A 16019-nucleotide genomic window follows, 5' to 3' on the forward strand; every position below is an offset into this window, starting at 1 on the left:
CGCAGCCACCCGCCGGTCCGGTCCCGTCGCCGTCGGTGCCGGCGTCCCCGAGCCCGAGCCACGCCCCGCAGGTCAGCCCGCAGCCGAAGAGCGGGAGGGCCGGCCCCGGCACCGATGCTCCCGGCGCGACGCCGGACGGGCCCGCCGGGACGAAGGCGGTCACGACCGGCACCGATGATCCGGTACCGCCCTCACCCGCGCCCGGGGGAAACGACCCGGGAGAGACCCCGTCGCCGTCGCCCCGGTGACAGGATGGCCCGGTGAACTGGACACTCGAGGTAGTGGTGGTGCCCGTCGCCGACATCGATCGGGCCAAGGAGTTCTACGCCGGAAAGCTCGGCTTCCACGTCGACCATGACACCGCGTTCGGCGACGACGTCCGCATCGTGCAGCTGACCCCGCCCGGTTCCGGCTGCTCGGTCGTCATCGGCAAGGGCGCGGTGCCCGCCATGCCGCCAGGCTCGATCAAAGGCCTGCAGCTCGTCGTCCCGGACATCACCAAGGCGCACGCCGAGCTGGTCGAGCGCGGGGTCGAGGTCAGCGACGTGCAGGTGCTGGGGGAGAACCCGAAGCCGATGCCGCATCCGCTGGACAACGTCGGCTTCGTGTTCTTCGACGACCCCGACGGGAACAGCTGGGCCGTGCAGCAGATCTCCGCGCGCGCCTGACCGTCCCGGCCGCCCTGCCGGCGAGGCCGGGGCTCAGGTCGGGGCTGCCGTGCCGCGTGGCCGTGCCGCGTGGTCGGGGCTGCCGTGCCGCGTGGCCGTGCCGCGTGGTCGGGGCTGCCGTGCCGCGTGGCCGGGGCTCAGGTCGGGGCTGCCGTGCCGGCGTGGCCGGGGTTCAAATCGGGGCCGCCATGCCGGCGTGGCCGGCGCGCCGCAGGGCGTGGACCTCGTCGTGGCGGCCGGCGACCTCGCAGCGGCCGATCGCCACGGACGTCTCGACCAGCCGGCGGGCCCGCTCGTGGCGGCGCTCGTCGTAGGCGGCGAAGGCCACGGCCAGATCCTCGTGCCGGGTGACCTCCTCGGCCAGCACGACCGCGTCCTCGATCGCCAGGGCGGCACCCGACACGAGCTGCGGCGACGGGGAGTGGGCGGCGTCACCGAGCAGGACGCCGCGGCCCGCGTGCCACGGTCCGTCGACGAGAAGGGCGTGCACGGGGCGGCGTACCACCTGGGCCGGGTCTTTGATCGTGTCCCGCACGGCGGCGAACGGGCCGGTGAAGGGGGCCAGCAGGGCCCGCATGCCGTCCGCGAGCTCCGCGGCCGGCAGCTCCGTCGGCTGGGCGAGGCTCTGCGTCAGGAAGACGTAGGCCTTGGCGGCGGAGATGGGGATCAGCCCGGTGGTGAAGGTCGGCCCGGCGTACGTGTGGATCGCGCTCGCCCACTCCGGCCGGTCGACGAGGGCGCGCCACACCATCTGGCCCGTGTACCAGGGCTTGCCGGGCAGGCCGAGCTGCTCGCGGGTGCGCGACCGGACCCCGTCGGCGCCGGCCACGTAGTCCGGGGTGCGGGTGGTGCCGTCGCTGAGGCGTACGGTGCCGGTGCGGGGGTCGAGCTCGTCCACCGCCAGGCCCGTGCGCAGCACCGTGCCCAGCGCCTCCGCCCGCTCCCGCAGGATCCTGTGCAACGCGGGCCGGCCCATGCCCACCTCGGCCGGCTGCCCGGGACCGAGCACGCTGGGCAGATCCATCGTGGCGCGCACGGTGCCGGCGGCGTCGCAGTGCAGCGTCCGGAAGATCGGGCAGCCGGCCGCCGTGCACTCGTCGGCGAGTTCCACCGCCCGCAGCGCCCGCACCGCCGGGCCGGTGAGGCTGAGCCCCCAGCCGGCCACCGCCCAGTCCGGCCGCACCTCCACGACCTCGACCTCGTGCCCCGCCCGCCGCGCGGCCACCGCGTGCGTGAGCCCCGCGATCCCGCCCCCGACGATGAGCACCGACCGCCCCACGACACCACGCTCCCCGGCTCGTCCCACCGGTCCAGTGTGGACCGCCGGCGCCGGTCGTCACCACCCCGCACGGGTGACTGACACGGTGCCCGCCCGCGTTGTTTGATGACATCTCCGCTGGTGTCCGGACATGGGGGAGAAATCATGGTCGTGTCGCGTGTACTGGCTGCTGCTGTCGTGGCCGCGGGGCTGGGCGTTGCCGCCCCCGCGAGTGCCGCGCCGGGCGGGTGCCGGGTCAACGTCCTCTGCCTGTACGGCACCAGTGGCCGGGTGAGCCAGTACTCCGAGCTGACCGACTACTTCCAGCAGCTGTCCCGGTCCGACGTCACGTACGCCTGGAATCGCACGCCGGGGGCTGTCTACTTCAACTACTCCACCGGCGTGACCAGCTGCATGCTCGGCAATCGGGAGGCGAGCGTGCAGCACGCCGGCTACGGGACGGTGACGGGGGTGCGCCTGGTGGCCGCCAACCGGTGCTACTGAGACGCGCAGCGCCGGCCACCGCGCGGGTGACCGGCGCTGCGCCGTCCTGCCGGCGATCGCGCTGCTGTCAGCGCCAGCGGCGATCGCGGTGCTGTCAGCGTTTGCCGGCGGCCGTGGTGCTGTCAGCGTTTGCCGGCGATCGCGGTGCTGTCAGCGCTTGCTGGCGGCCGCGGTGTCGAGCAGCCAGAGGGTGCGGGACGTGCCGGCGACGCGGGCGGCGGGCAGGGCCTGGTCGCCGCCCAGGGCCGCGGCGACCGACACGGCCTTGTCCGGGCCCGCCGCGACCAGCCACACCTCGGTCGCCGAGCGGATGGCCTCCAGCGTGAGCGAGATGCGGGTGGGCGGCGGCTTCGGGCTGTTGTGGACGGCGATCGCCGTGCCGGTGCCCGTGGCGTCGGGGTGCTCCGGGAAGAGCGACGCGACGTGGCCGTCCTCGCCCACGCCGAGCATGAGCACGTCGAAGGCCGGCACCGCGCCCCCGTCGGCGGCCGCGGCGAGCGCCGAAGCGTACCGGGCCGCGGCGGCGGGGGCGTCGTCGCCGTCCGGGCCGTCGGAGGGCGGCATCGCGTGCACCCGGGCCGGGTCGAGCGGGAGCGCGTCGAGCAGGGCCTCGCGGGCCTGGGTCTCGTTGCGGTCCGGGTCGCCGGCGGGCAGGAAGCGCTCGTCGCCCCACCACAGGTCCACCCGGGCCCAGTCGATGGCGGCCGAGGCGGGCAGCTCCCGGACGGCGCGCAGCACCTTCGCCGCGACGCGGCCGCCGGTCAGCACCACGTGGGCGTGACCCCGCACCGCCTGCGCGTCGATGATCGTGGTGACCAGGCGGGCCGCCACGGACGACGCCAGCACGTCGGCGTCGGGAACCACCACCACAACGGTCTCGCTCATGGGACCCCTCGTCTTCCGCGAAATGGCAACAGGGCCGCCCGCCCGGGCAGGCGGAACGGCCCCGTCGATCTTAATCCGGGCCTGATCAGGCCGCCGAGCCGCCCGGACCGGCCATGGCGCCCTCGCCGCCGGCCTGGCGGGCCAGCGCCGGGTCCTTCCAGACGTGCACCCGCGCGGGCGGCTTGCGGTCCAGGTCCTTGATGCCGGCCATCGCGCCGAGCGCCTCGCCGTAGATCTGGTCCGGGTCGAGGCGGCGCAGCTCCTCGGCCAGCTCGTCGCCGACCGGGCGCTTGGGGAGCGGCATGTAGCGGGGCTCCTGGCCCGTCCGCGAGAACAGCGCCGTGCCCTCCTCGCGGGTGACCGTCACGCAGTCGCCGTTGGCGCACTCCAGCTGCACCGAGTGCATGCGCGGCGCGCGGTCGGTGTGCTCCCAGACCGGATCGATGCCCAGGCGCGACTTGAGCCAGCCGACCATCAGGGCGGCGGTCGGGTCGGTGCGCGGCGCCACCACGGTGGCGCCGGTGACCCGCTCCTCGGTGGAGTCGAACGCGCCCGCGACCAGGGTGCGCCACAGGGTGATGCGGGTCCAGGTCAGGTCGGTGTCGCCGGGGGCGTAGTCGACGGCGCGCTGCTTGAGCGCCGCCACCGGGTCGGCCGCGAGCTTGCTGTCGGTGATGCGCCGGTCGGCGACCACGCCGAGGAAGTCGTTGGCGATCATGTCCGGCGGCGAGCTGTGCCACCAGGTGACCACCGGGACGTCCGGGGCGAGCAGCGGCATGACGACCGACTCGGCGTGCAGGGCCAGGCGGCCGTACATGCGCATGACGACGGCCTCGGCGGGGCCCAGCCGGCCGCCCACGACGATCTCGGCGTCGAGGCGGCTGCGGCCCTCCAGGTCGGAGCGGACCACGATGAGCAGCCGGCACGGGTGCGCCGACGCGGCGATGGTCGCGGCGGCCTCGGCCTCGCGGACCTGCTTCTCCTCGACGACCGCGACCAGCGTCAGGGCGAGGCCGGAGGCCACACCGCCGGCGCTGCGCCGTTCGGCAGCGAGGGCCTTGACGACCTCGTTGCCGGTCGTGTCCCACAGACCGATCATGCCCGCCTCCAAGCACGGCCCTCGCGGGCCAGCATCTCGTCCGCCGCACGCGGACCCCACTCACCCGACCGGTACGGCTCGGGCTTGGTGCCCGCCCACGCCGCCTCCATCGGGTCGATGACCGCCCAGCTCTGCTCGATCTCGGCGGCGTCCGGGAACAGCGTCCGGTCGCCGATGAGCACGTCGAGGATCAGCCGCTCGTACGCCTCGGGGCTGGACTCGGTGAACGCCTCGCCGTACTGGAAGTCCATCGCGATGTCGCGGATCTCCATGGTGGAGCCCGGCACCTTGGACCCGAACTTCAGCACCACGCCCTCGTCCGGCTGGACCCGGATGACCAGCTGGTTGTTGCCCAGCATCTCCACGTCGGCCGGGTCGAACGGCAGGTGCGGCGCGCGCTTGAAGAGGATCGCGATCTCGGTCACGCGCCGCGGCAGGCGCTTGCCCACGCGCACGTAGAACGGCACGCCCGCCCAGCGCCTGTTCTGGATGCCGAGGCGCACCGCCACGTAGGTCTCCGTGGTGGAGTCCTCGGGGATGCCCTTCTCCTCCAGATAGCCCACGGCGCGCTCGCCGGCCACCCAGCCGGGAAGATACTGCCCGCGCACGGTGCCCTCGGCGATGTCCTTGGGCAGGGCGATGGCCTTGAGCACCTTGAGCCGCTCGGCGCGGATGTCGTGCGGGTCGAAGCTGGTGGGCTCCTCCATGCTGACCAGGGCCAGCAGCTGGAGCAGGTGGTTCTGCAGGACGTCGCGGGCCGCGCCGGACGCGTCGTAGAACGCCGCCCGGGTGCCGATGCCGACGTCCTCGGCCATGGTGATCTGCACCGAGTCGACGTACTTGGAGTTCCACACCGGCTCGAACAGGCTGTTCGCGAAGCGCAGGGCCAGGATGTTCTGGACCGTCTCCTTGCCGAGGTAGTGGTCGATGCGGAAGACGTCCGCCGGGTTGAACACCTCGTCGACCAGCTGGTTGAGCTCGACGGCGCTCTGCAGGTCGTTGCCGAAGGGCTTCTCCACGACGACCCGGCGCCAGCCGCCGGACTTGGCGTTGTCCGCCATGCCGGTGCGGTTGAGCTGGTTGAGCACCATCGGGAAGGCGACCGGCGGGATCGAGAAGTAGAACGCGGCGTTGCCGGTGATGCCGTTGCGCTCGCGCAGGTCGTCGAGGGTCTCGGCCAGCGTGTCGAACGCGGCGTCGTCGTCGAACGAGCCGGGCACGAAGTGGAACTGGCTGGCGAGACGCTGCCAGACGTCCTCGCGCCAGGGCGTGCGGGCACCCTTCTTGGCCGCCGCGTAGGCCAGCGCCTCGAAGTCGCCGTCGCCCCAGTCGGCCCGGGCGAAGCCGAGGACCACGAAGCCCGGTGGCAGCAGACCCCGGTTCGCGAGGTCGTACACGGCCGGAATCAGTTTCTTTCGCGACAGGTCACCGGTGACGCCGAAGATCACCAGAGCACACGGCTCCGGGATCCTGGGCAGCCGTCGGTCCTGTGCTGTGCGCAGCGGATTACCCACGTGTCCCATCCTGCCAGCTTTTTGTCGTCCCGAAGGGTTACAGCGAAGGGTCAGGCCCGCAACATCCGGGCAGCCGCGAGCAGACGGGCGACCCCGTCGGCGCGATCGGCGAGGTGCAGCCGCAGCAGCGGACGTCCGTGCCGGGTCACGGCCCGGCGGGCGGCGGCGGCCCGGGCGGCCCGCAGCTCACCCAGCGTGTACGCCGTCCCGGGCACCGCCACGTCCGCGGCGTCCGCCCCGGTGACCTGCAGGAACGAGCCGTTGCGCAGGTCAGCGGCCGTTTCCGGGGCGGTGTCCAGGGTGACCGGACGCCCGGCGGCGGCGGCCAGCAGCGGGCGCAGCCCGGCCAGCTCGGCCTCCGACGCGGGGTCGAGCAGCACCACGACGGACAGATGATCATGGACGCCGGCCGTCAGCTCGCGCAGCGCGCCCGCGGTGTCCCGCACCTTCGCAGTGGTGAAGATCTCTATACCGCCGTCGGTGCATGCGAGTGTCACGTCGTCGCCGGCGTCCCCGGCGGGGTCGTGCGGACGGGCGCCGCGCAGCCGGGCGGCGATCTCGGCGGCCCGGTGCCACACCACGAACTGCGCGCCCAGCGGCCCGTTGACGGCGATGTCGGGCGCCGTGCCCCGGCCGCCCGGCATGGTCCCGGCGGCGAGGCTGCCCCCGTACGCGATGGTGGTGACGTCCTCGCCCCGCGCCCCGGGGCTGTCCGGGCCCTCCGCGGCGACCGGCACGAGGCCGGCGGCGGTGAGCCGGGGCGCGATCCACTCGGCGAGGCCCTCGAGCCCGGTGCCGTCGTTGACGAGCGCCACCGCGTCCGCGCCGGCGAGGGCTAGCCCCAGCGACAGCGCGGGATTGTCCGTCTCCGCCTCGAGCGACGGCACGACGCGATCGGCCTGGTCGAGCAGGTCGGTCACGTCGGCGCCCGCGAGCGAGACGGCGACGACCGCGGCCAGCCCCTCGGCGCCGGTCAGCAGGGGCTCCGGCCCGCTCGTGGCGACGAAGTGCCGGGCGGCCTCGGCCTCGGTCAGGCCGATCTCCAGGTAGCCGGCGAGCAGCACCCGCCGCAGGTCCTCGGAGCCGGCGCCCAGCACCGTGACGGTGCGGCGCAGCAACTCCTCGTCCTCCAGCAGCCCGCAGACCCGGGCCGGGTCGGGCCCGTCGAGGACGGTCAGGTCCAGCCCGAGCGTCCGGGCGACCGCCTCGGCGGCGCGTCCCGGGCCCGTCAGGACCACGTGGTCGAGATCACCGAGCTCGTCGTGCAGCTCCGCGAGCTGGGGGAGCAGCTCGCGGCCGCGCGTCAGGGCGTGCCGGACCGGCTCGGTGCCCAGCCCGGCGAGACGTGCCACGACCGGCTCGCGGCGGGAAGCCGCCGCGGGCGCACCGAAGACGGCGAGCCCGGCGGCGGCCTCCACGGCCGCGAGCAGGTCGGTGGTCACTTCGCGGCGTCGCTCGGGTTGCCGGCGCCCTGCTTGGCCGCCTCGAGGGACTTGCGCACGTCCTCGAGCAGCTCGGCCCAGCTGGCCTCGAACTTCTCGACGCCCTCGTCCTCGAGCACCTTGAACACGTCGGTCAGGTCGACACCGGCCGCGGCCACGTCGTCCATGACCTTCTGCGCGGTGGCGTAGGACCCGGTCACCGTGTCGCCGCGGGTGTCGCCGTGGTCCTCGTACGCCTTGATGACCGACTCCGGCATGGTGTTGACCGTGCCGGGGGCGATGAGCTCCTCGACGTAGATGGTGTCCTTGTAGTCGGGGTTCTTGGTCCCCGTGGACGCCCACAGCGGCCGCTGCGGCTTGGCGCCCGCGGCCTCGAGGGCCTTCCAGCGGTCGGAGGAGAACTTCTCCTCGTACGCCTGGTAGGCGAGCTGCGCGTTCGCGACGGCGGCCTTGCCCTTGAGCGCCTTGGCCTCGTCCGAGCCGATCTTGTCGAGCCGCTTGTCGATCTCGGTGTCCACGCGGGAGACGAAGAACGACGCGACCGAGCCGATCTTGGACAGGTCGTGACCGTTGGCCTTGGCCTGCTCGATGCCCGCGAAGAACGCGTCCATGACGGCCTTGTAGCGCTCGAGCGAGAAGATCAGCGTCACGTTGACGCTGATGCCGTGCGCCAGCGTCTCGGTGATCGCCGGCAGGCCCGCCTCGGTGGCCGGGATCTTGATGTAGAGGTTCTCGCGGTTGACGAGCCACCACAGCGTGCGGGCCTCGGCGGCGGTCTTCGCCGTCAGGTGCGCGCTGCGCGGGTCGACCTCGATGGAGACCCGGCCGTCGACGCCGCCGGTCGCGTCGTACTGCGGCTTGAGGACGTCGGCCGCCCAGCGCACGTCGTACGAGGTCAGGAGGCGGATGGCCTCCTCGACCGTGACGTCCTGCGCGGCGAGGTCCTTGAGCTGCTCGTCGTACGCGGTGGCGTCCGCGAGCGCCTTCGCGAAGATGCTCGGGTTGGTGGTCACGCCGGCCACGTGCTGCTCGTCGAGCATCTTGGCGAGCGAGCCGGTCTGGAGCCGGACGCGAGAGAGGTCGTCGAGCCACACCGCCACACCCTGGGCGGAAAGCTCTGCCAGCCTGTCAGTCATTTCTAACTACTCCCTCTATCGAGGTTACTTGGGCTTGAAGTGCGGCGAAGCCGCCTGGGCGACTCAGTTACCGGTCGTGTGACCGGTGATCTCGCCGACCTTGGCCAGGGCGGCGTTGGCCTTGGCCACCACGTTGTCCGCGGTGAACCCGAACTGCTCGAAGAGGATCTTCGCAGGCGCGCTGGCACCGTAGTGCTCGATGCTGACGGCCTCGCCGGCCTCACCGAGGATGCGGTCCCAGCTCATCCGGATGCCGGCCTCGACCGAGACACGAGCCTTCACGCCGCGGGGGAGGACCGACTGCTGGTACGCGGTGTCCTGCTCGTAGAACCACTCGAGGCACGGCATCGATACCACGCGGGTCGGCGTGCCCTCGGCCTCGAGGCGCTCCTGCGCGGTGAGGGCGATCTGCACCTCGGAACCGGTGGCGATGAGGATCACCTTCGGCTCGCCGCCCTGCGCCTCGGACAGCACGTAACCGCCCTTGAGGGTGCCCTCGGCCGACGCGTACTTGGTGCGGTCGATCGTGGGGAGGTTCTGCCGGGAGAGCGCGAGCGCGGTCGGCCGGTCGTTGTGCTCCAGGGCACCGCGCCAGGCCCAGGCGGTCTCGTTGGCGTCGGCCGGGCGGACCACGTCGAGGCCGACGATCGCGCGCAGCGCGGTCAGCGTCTCGATCGGCTGGTGGGTCGGGCCGTCCTCGCCGAGGCCGATCGAGTCGTGCGTCCACACGTAGACGACCGGGAGCTTCATCAGCGCGGACAGGCGGACGGCGCCGCGCATGTAGTCGCTGAAGACCAGGAAGGTGCCGCCGTACGGCCGGGTGGCGCCGTGGGCCGTGATGCCGTTGAGGATCGAGCCCATGCCGTGCTCGCGGATGCCGAAGTGCAGCGTGCGGCCGTACTCGTGGCCGGGGAAGGCCTTCGTCGCGTACTCGGCCGGGATGAAGGACGGCTCGCCCTTCATCGTGGTGTTGTTGCTCTCCGCGAGGTCGGCGGAGCCGCCCCAGAGCTCGGGGAGCACCGGCGCGAGCGCGTCGAGGACCTTGCCGGAGGCGGCGCGGGTCGCGATGCCCTTGGCGTCGGCCTCGAAGACCGGCAGCGCCTCGGTCCAGCCCTCGGGCAGCTGGTGGGCGGCGAGGCGGTCGTGCAGCTTCTTGCCCTCGGGGTTGGCGGCGGCCCAGGCCTCGAACGCCTTGTCCCACTCGGCGCGGGCGGCGCGGCCCCGGTCGACGACCGTGCGCACGTGGGCGAGCACGTCCTCGTCGACCTGGAAGGTCTTCTCGGTGTCGAAGCCGAGGATCTCCTTGGTGGCCTTGACCTCGTCGGCGCCCAGCGCGGAGCCGTGGATCTTACCGGTGTTCTGCTTGTTGGGGGCCGGGTAGCCGATGATCGTGCGCAGCACGATGAACGACGGCTTGTCGGTGACGGCCTTGGCCTCCTGGATCGCGGTCCAGAGCGCCTCGACGTCCTCGGCGTAGTCGCCCTTCTCCGGGTCGCCCTTGCGCCAGTCGACGGTCTGGACGTGCCAGCCGTACGCCGCGTAGCGCGCGCCGACGTCCTCGTTCTTGGCGATCCGGGTGTCGTCCTCGATGGAGATCTCGTTGTCGTCGTAGATCACCGTGAGGTTGCCGAGCTTCTGCACGCCGGCGACGGCGCTCGACTCGTGGCTGACGCCCTCCTCGATGTCGCCGTCCGAGCAGATCGCGTAGATCTGGTGGTCGAAGATCGACTCGCCCTCGGCCTGCGGGTCGAAGAGGCCACGCTCGCGGCGGGCGGCCATGGCGAAGCCGACCGCGTTGCCGATGCCCTGACCCAGCGGGCCGGTGGTGATCTCCACGCCGGGGGTGTGCCCGTACTCCGGGTGACCGGGGGTCAGCGAGTCCCACTGGCGCAGCGAGGCCAGGTCGTCCAGCTGCAGGCCGAAGCCGTTGAGGTAGAGCTGGATGTAGAGGGTGAGGCTGGAGTGACCCGCGGAGAGCACGAAGCGGTCGCGGCCGGACCACTGCGGGTCGGTCGGGTCATGCCGCATCACCCGGTTGAACAGCAGGTATGCGGCGGGGGCCAGGCTCATCGCGGTGCCGGGGTGGCCGTTGCCGGCCTTCTCCACGGCATCCATGGCGAGGACCCGCACCGTGTCGACCGCCTTGCGGTCGAGGTCGGACCAGTTCAGTTCGTTGGCAGCCACGTCGGTTGTGCTCCTCGGGGCAATCATGTCGGAACCCTTTTGGGTTGACCCTATCCATTCGGCGTAAACCCTCGTCGGGGGATACGTGCAGGCCCATACGCTGAGAGCGGACATGCTGCTGTGCCGCCCCGCACCCCGGCCGGGCCGGTCGAGGGCCTGCTCAGGCTGCGCGTAGTCTGTCCCACTGTGCCGACCGGTGTCTGCCGGCAACGGTTGACGAACCAGGCCCTCGCCGATGCCGGAAGGTGGCTGTCCGTGAGCATGATCACCGAGCGACTCGCCAAGGGGCGGGCGCCGGAGGCGGGGGAGGCGGAGCCGCAGGCCCCGGCGAGCCCCCGTGCCCGGCGCGATCCCCGAGCTGTTCTCGCGGCGTACGTCTCGCTGACCAAGCCGCAGATCGTCGAGCTGCTCCTGGTCACCACGATCCCCGCGATGATGTTCGCGGCCGGCGGGTGGCCCGACCTCGCTCTGATGGCGGTCGTCCTGGTCGGCGGCGCGCTCGCCGCGGGCGCGGCCAGCACCTTCAACTGCTACATCGACCGCGACATCGACAAGATCATGCGGCGCACCAAGCGCCGGCCGCTGGCGACCCACTTCGTCACGCCGCGCGCGGTGCTGATCTTCGGCTCCGTCCTCACGGTGGTGTCCCTGGCGCTCATGGCCGCCTTCACGAACTGGCTGGCCACGGCGCTGACGGCGGCGTCGATCGTCTACTACGACGTGATCTACACCATGTGGCTCAAGCGGCGCACGTCACAGAACACCTTCTGGGGTGGCATCTGCGGCGCGGCGCCGGTGCTCATCGCCTGGGCCGCCGTCACCGGCACCGTGGGGCCGATCGCGTGGGCGCTCTTCGCGGTCGTCTTCTTCTGGCAGATGCCGCACTTCTACCCGCTCGCCATCAAGTACAAGGACGACTACGCCCGGGCCGGCATCCCGATGCTGCCCGTGGTGCGCTCGGCCGCCCGGGTCAACACCGAGATCCTGCTCTTCACCGTCCTCACGGTGGTGTCCTCGCTGGTCGCCTGGCCGCTGGGCCTGGGCTGGATCTACGGCGTCACGGCGGCCGTGGCGGGCGCGCTCTTCCTGCTCGAGGCGGTCCGGCTGGTCGTCCGGTCGCGCCGGGGCGAGCCGCTGAAGGCGATGCGGCTGTTCCACTGGTCCATCACGTACCTGACGGTGCTGTTCATCGCGGTCGCGGTCGACGCGCTGATCTGATCTCCCGCCCGTCCGAGCCCGCCGGCCTTCGCCGGCGGGCCTTTTCGTCATTCGCGAAACAGTTTCGGTGTGCGTCTCGTCATACGGGAAGTGGGCCCCTGGCCCCGTGGGGTCCGTTTCGGATCTTCGCCACGGGGGACCACAGTGGAATGTGACGCGGCGGACGGAGTCGCATTCAGTGACGACATTGTCCGGTCGTCGCACATACTGCCCGTTACCGCACTCGGCAAGGTGACGCAGCGTCATCCTTTCGGCGGAAACCGGGGGCGACGGCCATACCGGGCATATCGGGGTGAACCAATGCTGCCTTCCGGTAAACCCGCTGGTAATTGGCATCACAAAAAGGGCCGGACAGTACTTGCCGTCGGCGAATACGTGCCTACGCTGCCCCTCATGGCAGAAGGTTCCGATACGACACTGACCGCGGAGATCAAGTCTTTCGCCGCGGGGCACGGCGGCGCCAAGGCGGTCATCGAATACGTCGGGAAGCGCGGCGCCCGGATCGTTTTGGTCGGTCAGGACGGCGAGTGGACCGATCAGTTCGCGCCGCAGGGCACCGACGCGGCCCGCAAGGCGTGCGCCACGGCGGGCGTCGAGGTGGAGAACGAGTGGGAGCGCGAGCTCATGGAGCAGATGCGGCCGAGCAACGACCTGTGGCGGTCGATGTCGCGCCGCACGATGGCGCGCTGAGCGTCCGCGGGGCTGTCCGGTCCCGCCTTCGCGGGGTTTTCCCGTCTCCTTGAGCGGTCCCTTTTTCGCGGCGGCCCGGCCTCACCCGGGCCGCTTCTCCTTGTCCGGGGTGGGCTCCTCGTCCGCCGAGGCGGCGTCCGCGCGCTCCGCAGGCCGGCCCCGTGTCCGCTCACCGGGGGGTTTCGGGCCGGCGAACAGCTCAGACGGCGGCGGGCTCGGGGGCCGGGGCCTGCTGGGGCGCCGGGGTGGCCGACATCGGGGCCGGGCGGTCGCGCAGCTTCCACAGGACGTTGAGCGTGCCGACCCAGACCAGGCAGGCGCCGAGCATGTGGAAGCCGACCAGGATCACCGGCAGGTGCGTGAAGTACTGCACGAAGCCGATCAGGCCCTGCGCCAGCTCGATGCCGACGAAGAGCGCGGCCGCGCGGACGGCGGGAGCCGGCGCGCCCACCGCGCGCAGGGCGAACCACAGGGCGACCGACAGGCCGATCAGCAGGAACACCAGGTCGGCGTGGGCCTGGGAGATGGTGGCCGGGTCGAGGCCGTTGCGCTTGGCGTCGGCGTCGCCCGCGTGCGGGCCGCTGCCCGTGACGATCACGCCGACCACGATGACCGCGGCGCTGACCAGGGCGGTGAGGGCGGCCAGGTGGCGCAGGGGCGGGGCGACCAGGTGCCGGACCGGGGCGTCGCCCTCCTTGGTGCGCTGCCAGAGCGCCCAGGTGGCGGTGATCAGGGCCATGGAGAGCAGGAAGTGCAGGCCGACGACCCACGGGTTGAGGTCGGTGAGCACCGTGATGCCGCCGATGACGCCCTGACCCGGGATGCCGAGGCCGGCCAGCAGCGCCAGCACGACCAGCGACCGGCGGCGCGGCTTGTGCAGCAGGGCGGCGACGAAGGCCGACAGCGCGATCAGGCCGAGGACGATGCCGAGCAGCCGGTTGCCGAACTCGATGACGCCGTGGACGCCCATCTCCTGGGTCGTGGTGTAGGACTCGTCGGTGCACTTGGGCCACGTGGGGCACCCCAGGCCCGAGCTGGTCAGGCGGACCGCCGCACCGGTGACGACCAGCGCGATGTTGGCGATCAGGGACGCGAGGGCCAGGGGGCGTACGAGGGTGTTCCTGCTCACCCCGGGGATGCTACGCCCGGTCACCTGCGCGTCTCCTGAGCACTCCGGAGGCCGGTGTCCCGGATCACCGGGGGGTCGGTTTGCAGCCGCGTCATGAAATACGTAACGTTGGCGTAGTGAAAAACCGGGTGACGATCGGGAGCACACGGGCGGCCGCACCGGTCGCCGGTCCCCGCACACCCGCCGCCGAGCCCAAGGGCTCCGACGGGCGCACCCGCGACCGGGTCGCCCACCTGCTGTTCGAGCGGGGCGGCGCGACCGCTGCCGAGCTCGGCGCGGAGCTGGGGCTCAGCCCCGCCGCGATCCGCAAGCACCTCGACGCGATGCTGGCCGACCAGCTCGTCGAGGTGCGCGAGACGCCCCCGCGCGGCCCGCGCGGCCGGGGCCGGCCCGCCAAGGCGTTCGTGCTGACCGCCGCGGCCCGGGAGGGCTTCCCGCACTTCTACGACGGCATCGCCACCGCGGCCCTGCGGTGGATCGCGGAGCACGGCGGCCCGGGTGCCGTCGACGCCTTCGCCACGGCCCAGGTCGCGGCCCTGGAGGAGCGCTGCCGGGCGGCGTTGCTCGAGGCCGGGGCCGACCCGCTGGCCAGGGCGGAGGCGCTCGCCGAGGCGCTCACCGCCGAGGGCTACGCTGCCAACGCGACCACGATCGCGTCCGGCGGGCAGCTGTGCCAGCACCACTGCCCGGTGGCCCACGTGGCCGCCGAGTTCCCGCAGCTGTGCGACGCCGAGACCGCGGTCATCTCGCGGCTCATCGGCACCCACGTGCAGCGACTCGCCACCATCGCGCACGGCGACCGGGTGTGCACCACGCACATCCCGGCACCGCACGCCCCTTTGGAAACCACGGTTAGGACGGACGGATAATGACCGACCAGATCGTCACTCAGGAAGAGCACCTCGCCGCTCTTGGCAAGTACGAGTACGGCTGGGCCGACGCCGACGCCGCGGGCTCGATCGCGCAGCGCGGCCTGTCCGAGGACGTCGTCCGCAACATCTCCGCGCTCAAGAACGAGCCGCAGTGGATGCTCGACCTCCGCCTCAAGGGCCTGCGGCTGTTCGACCGCAAGCCCATGCCCAACTGGGGCGCCGACCTGACCGGCATCGACTTCCAGAACATCAAGTACTTCGTGCGCTCCACCGAGAAGCAGGCCGCCAGCTGGGAGGACCTGCCCTCCGACATCAAGGCGACCTACGACAAGCTGGGCATCCCCGAGGCGGAGAAGCAGCGCCTCGTGGCCGGCGTCGCCGCGCAGTACGAGTCGGAGGTCGTCTACCACAAGATCCGTGAGGACCTCGAGGAGCAGGGCGTCATCTTCCTCGACACCGACACGGCCCTGAAGGAGCACGAGGACATCTTCAAGGAGTACTTCGGCACCGTCATCCCGGTCGGCGACAACAAGTTCGCCGCGCTGAACACGTCGGTGTGGTCGGGTGGCTCCTTCATCTACGTGCCGAAGGGCGTGCACGTCGACATCCCGCTGCAGGCCTACTTCCGGATCAACACCGAGAACATGGGCCAGTTCGAGCGGACGCTGATCATCGCCGACGAGGGCAGCTACGTGCACTACGTCGAGGGCTGCACCGCGCCGATCTACTCGTCGGACTCGCTGCACTCCGCGGTCGTCGAGATCGTCGTGAAGAAGAACGCCCGGGTGCGCTACACGACCATCCAGAACTGGTCGAACAACGTCTACAACCTGGTCACCAAGCGCGCCACCTGCGAGGAGGGCGCGACCATGGAGTGGATCGACGGCAACATCGGCTCCAAGGTGACGATGAAGTACCCGGCGGTCTACATGACCGGCCAGCACGCCAAGGGCGAGGTGCTCTCCATCGCCATGGCCGGCGAGGGCCAGCACCAGGACTCGGGCGCCAAGATGGTGCACGCCGCGCCGCACACCTCCTCGACGATCGTCAGCAAGTCGATCGCCCGGGGCGGCGGCCGCACGTCGTACCGGGGCCTCGTGCAGGTGCTGGAGGGCTCGGCCCACAGCGCCAGCACGGTCAAGTGCGACGCGCTGCTGGTCGACACGATCTCGCGGTCGGACACCTACCCGTACGTCGACATCCGCGAGGACGACGTCAACATGGGCCACGAGGCGACCGTGTCCAAGGTCAGCGAGGACCAGCTCTTCTACCTGATGAGCCGGGGCCTGACCGAGGACGAGGCCATGGCGATGATCGTGCGCGGCTTCATCGAGCCCATCGCCAAGGAGCTCCCGATGGAGTACGCCCTCGAGCTCAACCGCCTCATCGAGCTGCAGATGGAGGGTGCGGTCGGCTGACC

At 71.8% G+C, this 16019-nt stretch carries 14 protein-coding genes; 6 read left to right on the forward strand and 8 right to left on the reverse strand.

Going from position 1 to position 16019, the window contains the following annotated elements:
- Positions 1–260: 260 nt before the first annotated feature.
- On the forward strand, positions 261–668 hold the full coding sequence (locus RBH18_RS18185; RefSeq protein WP_306209264.1) for a VOC family protein: 408 nt from the start codon (positions 261–263) through the stop codon (positions 666–668).
- A gap of 172 nt (positions 669–840) precedes the next feature.
- Here RBH18_RS18185 and RBH18_RS18190 read toward each other — a convergent pair whose 3' ends face one another.
- A complete protein-coding gene (locus RBH18_RS18190; protein ID WP_306209266.1) occupies positions 841–1974 on the reverse strand; it encodes an FAD-dependent monooxygenase in 1134 nt (377 codons plus the stop codon).
- 117 nt (positions 1975–2091) lie between these two features.
- Here RBH18_RS18190 and RBH18_RS18195 point away from each other — a divergent pair, with 117 nt between their 5' ends.
- Positions 2092–2430: a hypothetical protein gene (locus RBH18_RS18195; protein WP_306209268.1), complete on the forward strand. Its 339-nt coding sequence runs from the start codon at positions 2092–2094 to the stop codon at positions 2428–2430.
- 150 nt (positions 2431–2580) lie between these two features.
- On the opposite strand, the gene pgl is transcribed toward RBH18_RS18195, so the two are convergent.
- The 6 genes from pgl to tkt form a co-directional block, all read right to left on the reverse strand.
- On the reverse strand, positions 2581–3315 hold the full coding sequence (gene pgl / locus RBH18_RS18200; RefSeq protein WP_306209270.1) for a 6-phosphogluconolactonase: 735 nt from the start codon (positions 3313–3315) through the stop codon (positions 2581–2583).
- A gap of 85 nt (positions 3316–3400) precedes the next feature.
- The gene (locus RBH18_RS18205; protein WP_306209271.1) at positions 3401–4414 is read right to left on the reverse strand and encodes a glucose-6-phosphate dehydrogenase assembly protein OpcA; all 1014 of its coding nucleotides are present in this window, start codon (positions 4412–4414) and stop codon (positions 3401–3403) included.
- Positions 4411–5928 carry a glucose-6-phosphate dehydrogenase gene (zwf, locus tag RBH18_RS18210; RefSeq protein WP_372338934.1) on the reverse strand — a complete coding sequence of 506 codons (1518 nt, stop codon included), beginning with the start codon at positions 5926–5928 and terminating at the stop codon, positions 4411–4413. The genes RBH18_RS18205 and zwf overlap by 4 nt, the downstream gene beginning before the upstream one ends.
- A gap of 50 nt (positions 5929–5978) precedes the next feature.
- The gene (locus RBH18_RS18215; protein WP_306209275.1) at positions 5979–7370 is read right to left on the reverse strand and encodes a glucose-6-phosphate isomerase; all 1392 of its coding nucleotides are present in this window, start codon (positions 7368–7370) and stop codon (positions 5979–5981) included.
- A complete protein-coding gene (gene tal, locus RBH18_RS18220; protein WP_306209277.1) occupies positions 7367–8506 on the reverse strand; it encodes a transaldolase in 1140 nt (379 codons plus the stop codon). Before tal ends, RBH18_RS18215 begins: the two co-directional genes overlap by 4 nt.
- A gap of 63 nt (positions 8507–8569) precedes the next feature.
- Positions 8570–10717, reverse strand: coding sequence for a transketolase (gene tkt / locus RBH18_RS18225; RefSeq protein ID WP_306209279.1), 2148 nt, complete (start codon positions 10715–10717; stop codon positions 8570–8572).
- Between the two features lie 234 nt (positions 10718–10951).
- Here tkt and RBH18_RS18230 point away from each other — a divergent pair, with 234 nt between their 5' ends.
- Together RBH18_RS18230 and RBH18_RS18235 are read left to right on the forward strand one after the other, a co-directional pair.
- Positions 10952–11908 carry a heme o synthase gene (locus tag RBH18_RS18230; protein ID WP_306209362.1) on the forward strand — a complete coding sequence of 319 codons (957 nt, stop codon included), beginning with the start codon at positions 10952–10954 and terminating at the stop codon, positions 11906–11908.
- 393 nt (positions 11909–12301) lie between these two features.
- On the forward strand, positions 12302–12598 hold the full coding sequence (locus tag RBH18_RS18235) for a hypothetical protein (protein ID WP_305786453.1): 297 nt from the start codon (positions 12302–12304) through the stop codon (positions 12596–12598).
- 199 nt (positions 12599–12797) lie between these two features.
- On the opposite strand, the gene RBH18_RS18240 is transcribed toward RBH18_RS18235, so the two are convergent.
- Positions 12798–13727, reverse strand: a complete 930-nt coding sequence (locus RBH18_RS18240; RefSeq protein ID WP_306209281.1) for a COX15/CtaA family protein — start codon at positions 13725–13727, stop codon at positions 12798–12800.
- 116 nt (positions 13728–13843) lie between these two features.
- On the opposite strand from RBH18_RS18240, the gene RBH18_RS18245 reads away from it, so the two are divergent.
- Both RBH18_RS18245 and sufB read left to right on the forward strand, forming a co-directional pair.
- Entirely contained in the window at positions 13844–14596 is a 753-nt protein-coding gene (locus RBH18_RS18245) for a helix-turn-helix transcriptional regulator (protein ID WP_372338935.1), read from the forward strand.
- Positions 14596–16017 (forward strand): Fe-S cluster assembly protein SufB, encoded by a 1422-nt coding sequence (gene sufB, locus RBH18_RS18250; protein ID WP_306209282.1) that lies wholly within the window; start codon positions 14596–14598, stop codon positions 16015–16017. The genes RBH18_RS18245 and sufB overlap by 1 nt, the downstream gene beginning before the upstream one ends.
- Positions 16018–16019: the final 2 nt, after the last annotated feature.

This window comes from Actinoplanes oryzae, assembly GCF_030757795.1.
Classification (GTDB): domain Bacteria; phylum Actinomycetota; class Actinomycetes; order Mycobacteriales; family Micromonosporaceae; genus Actinoplanes.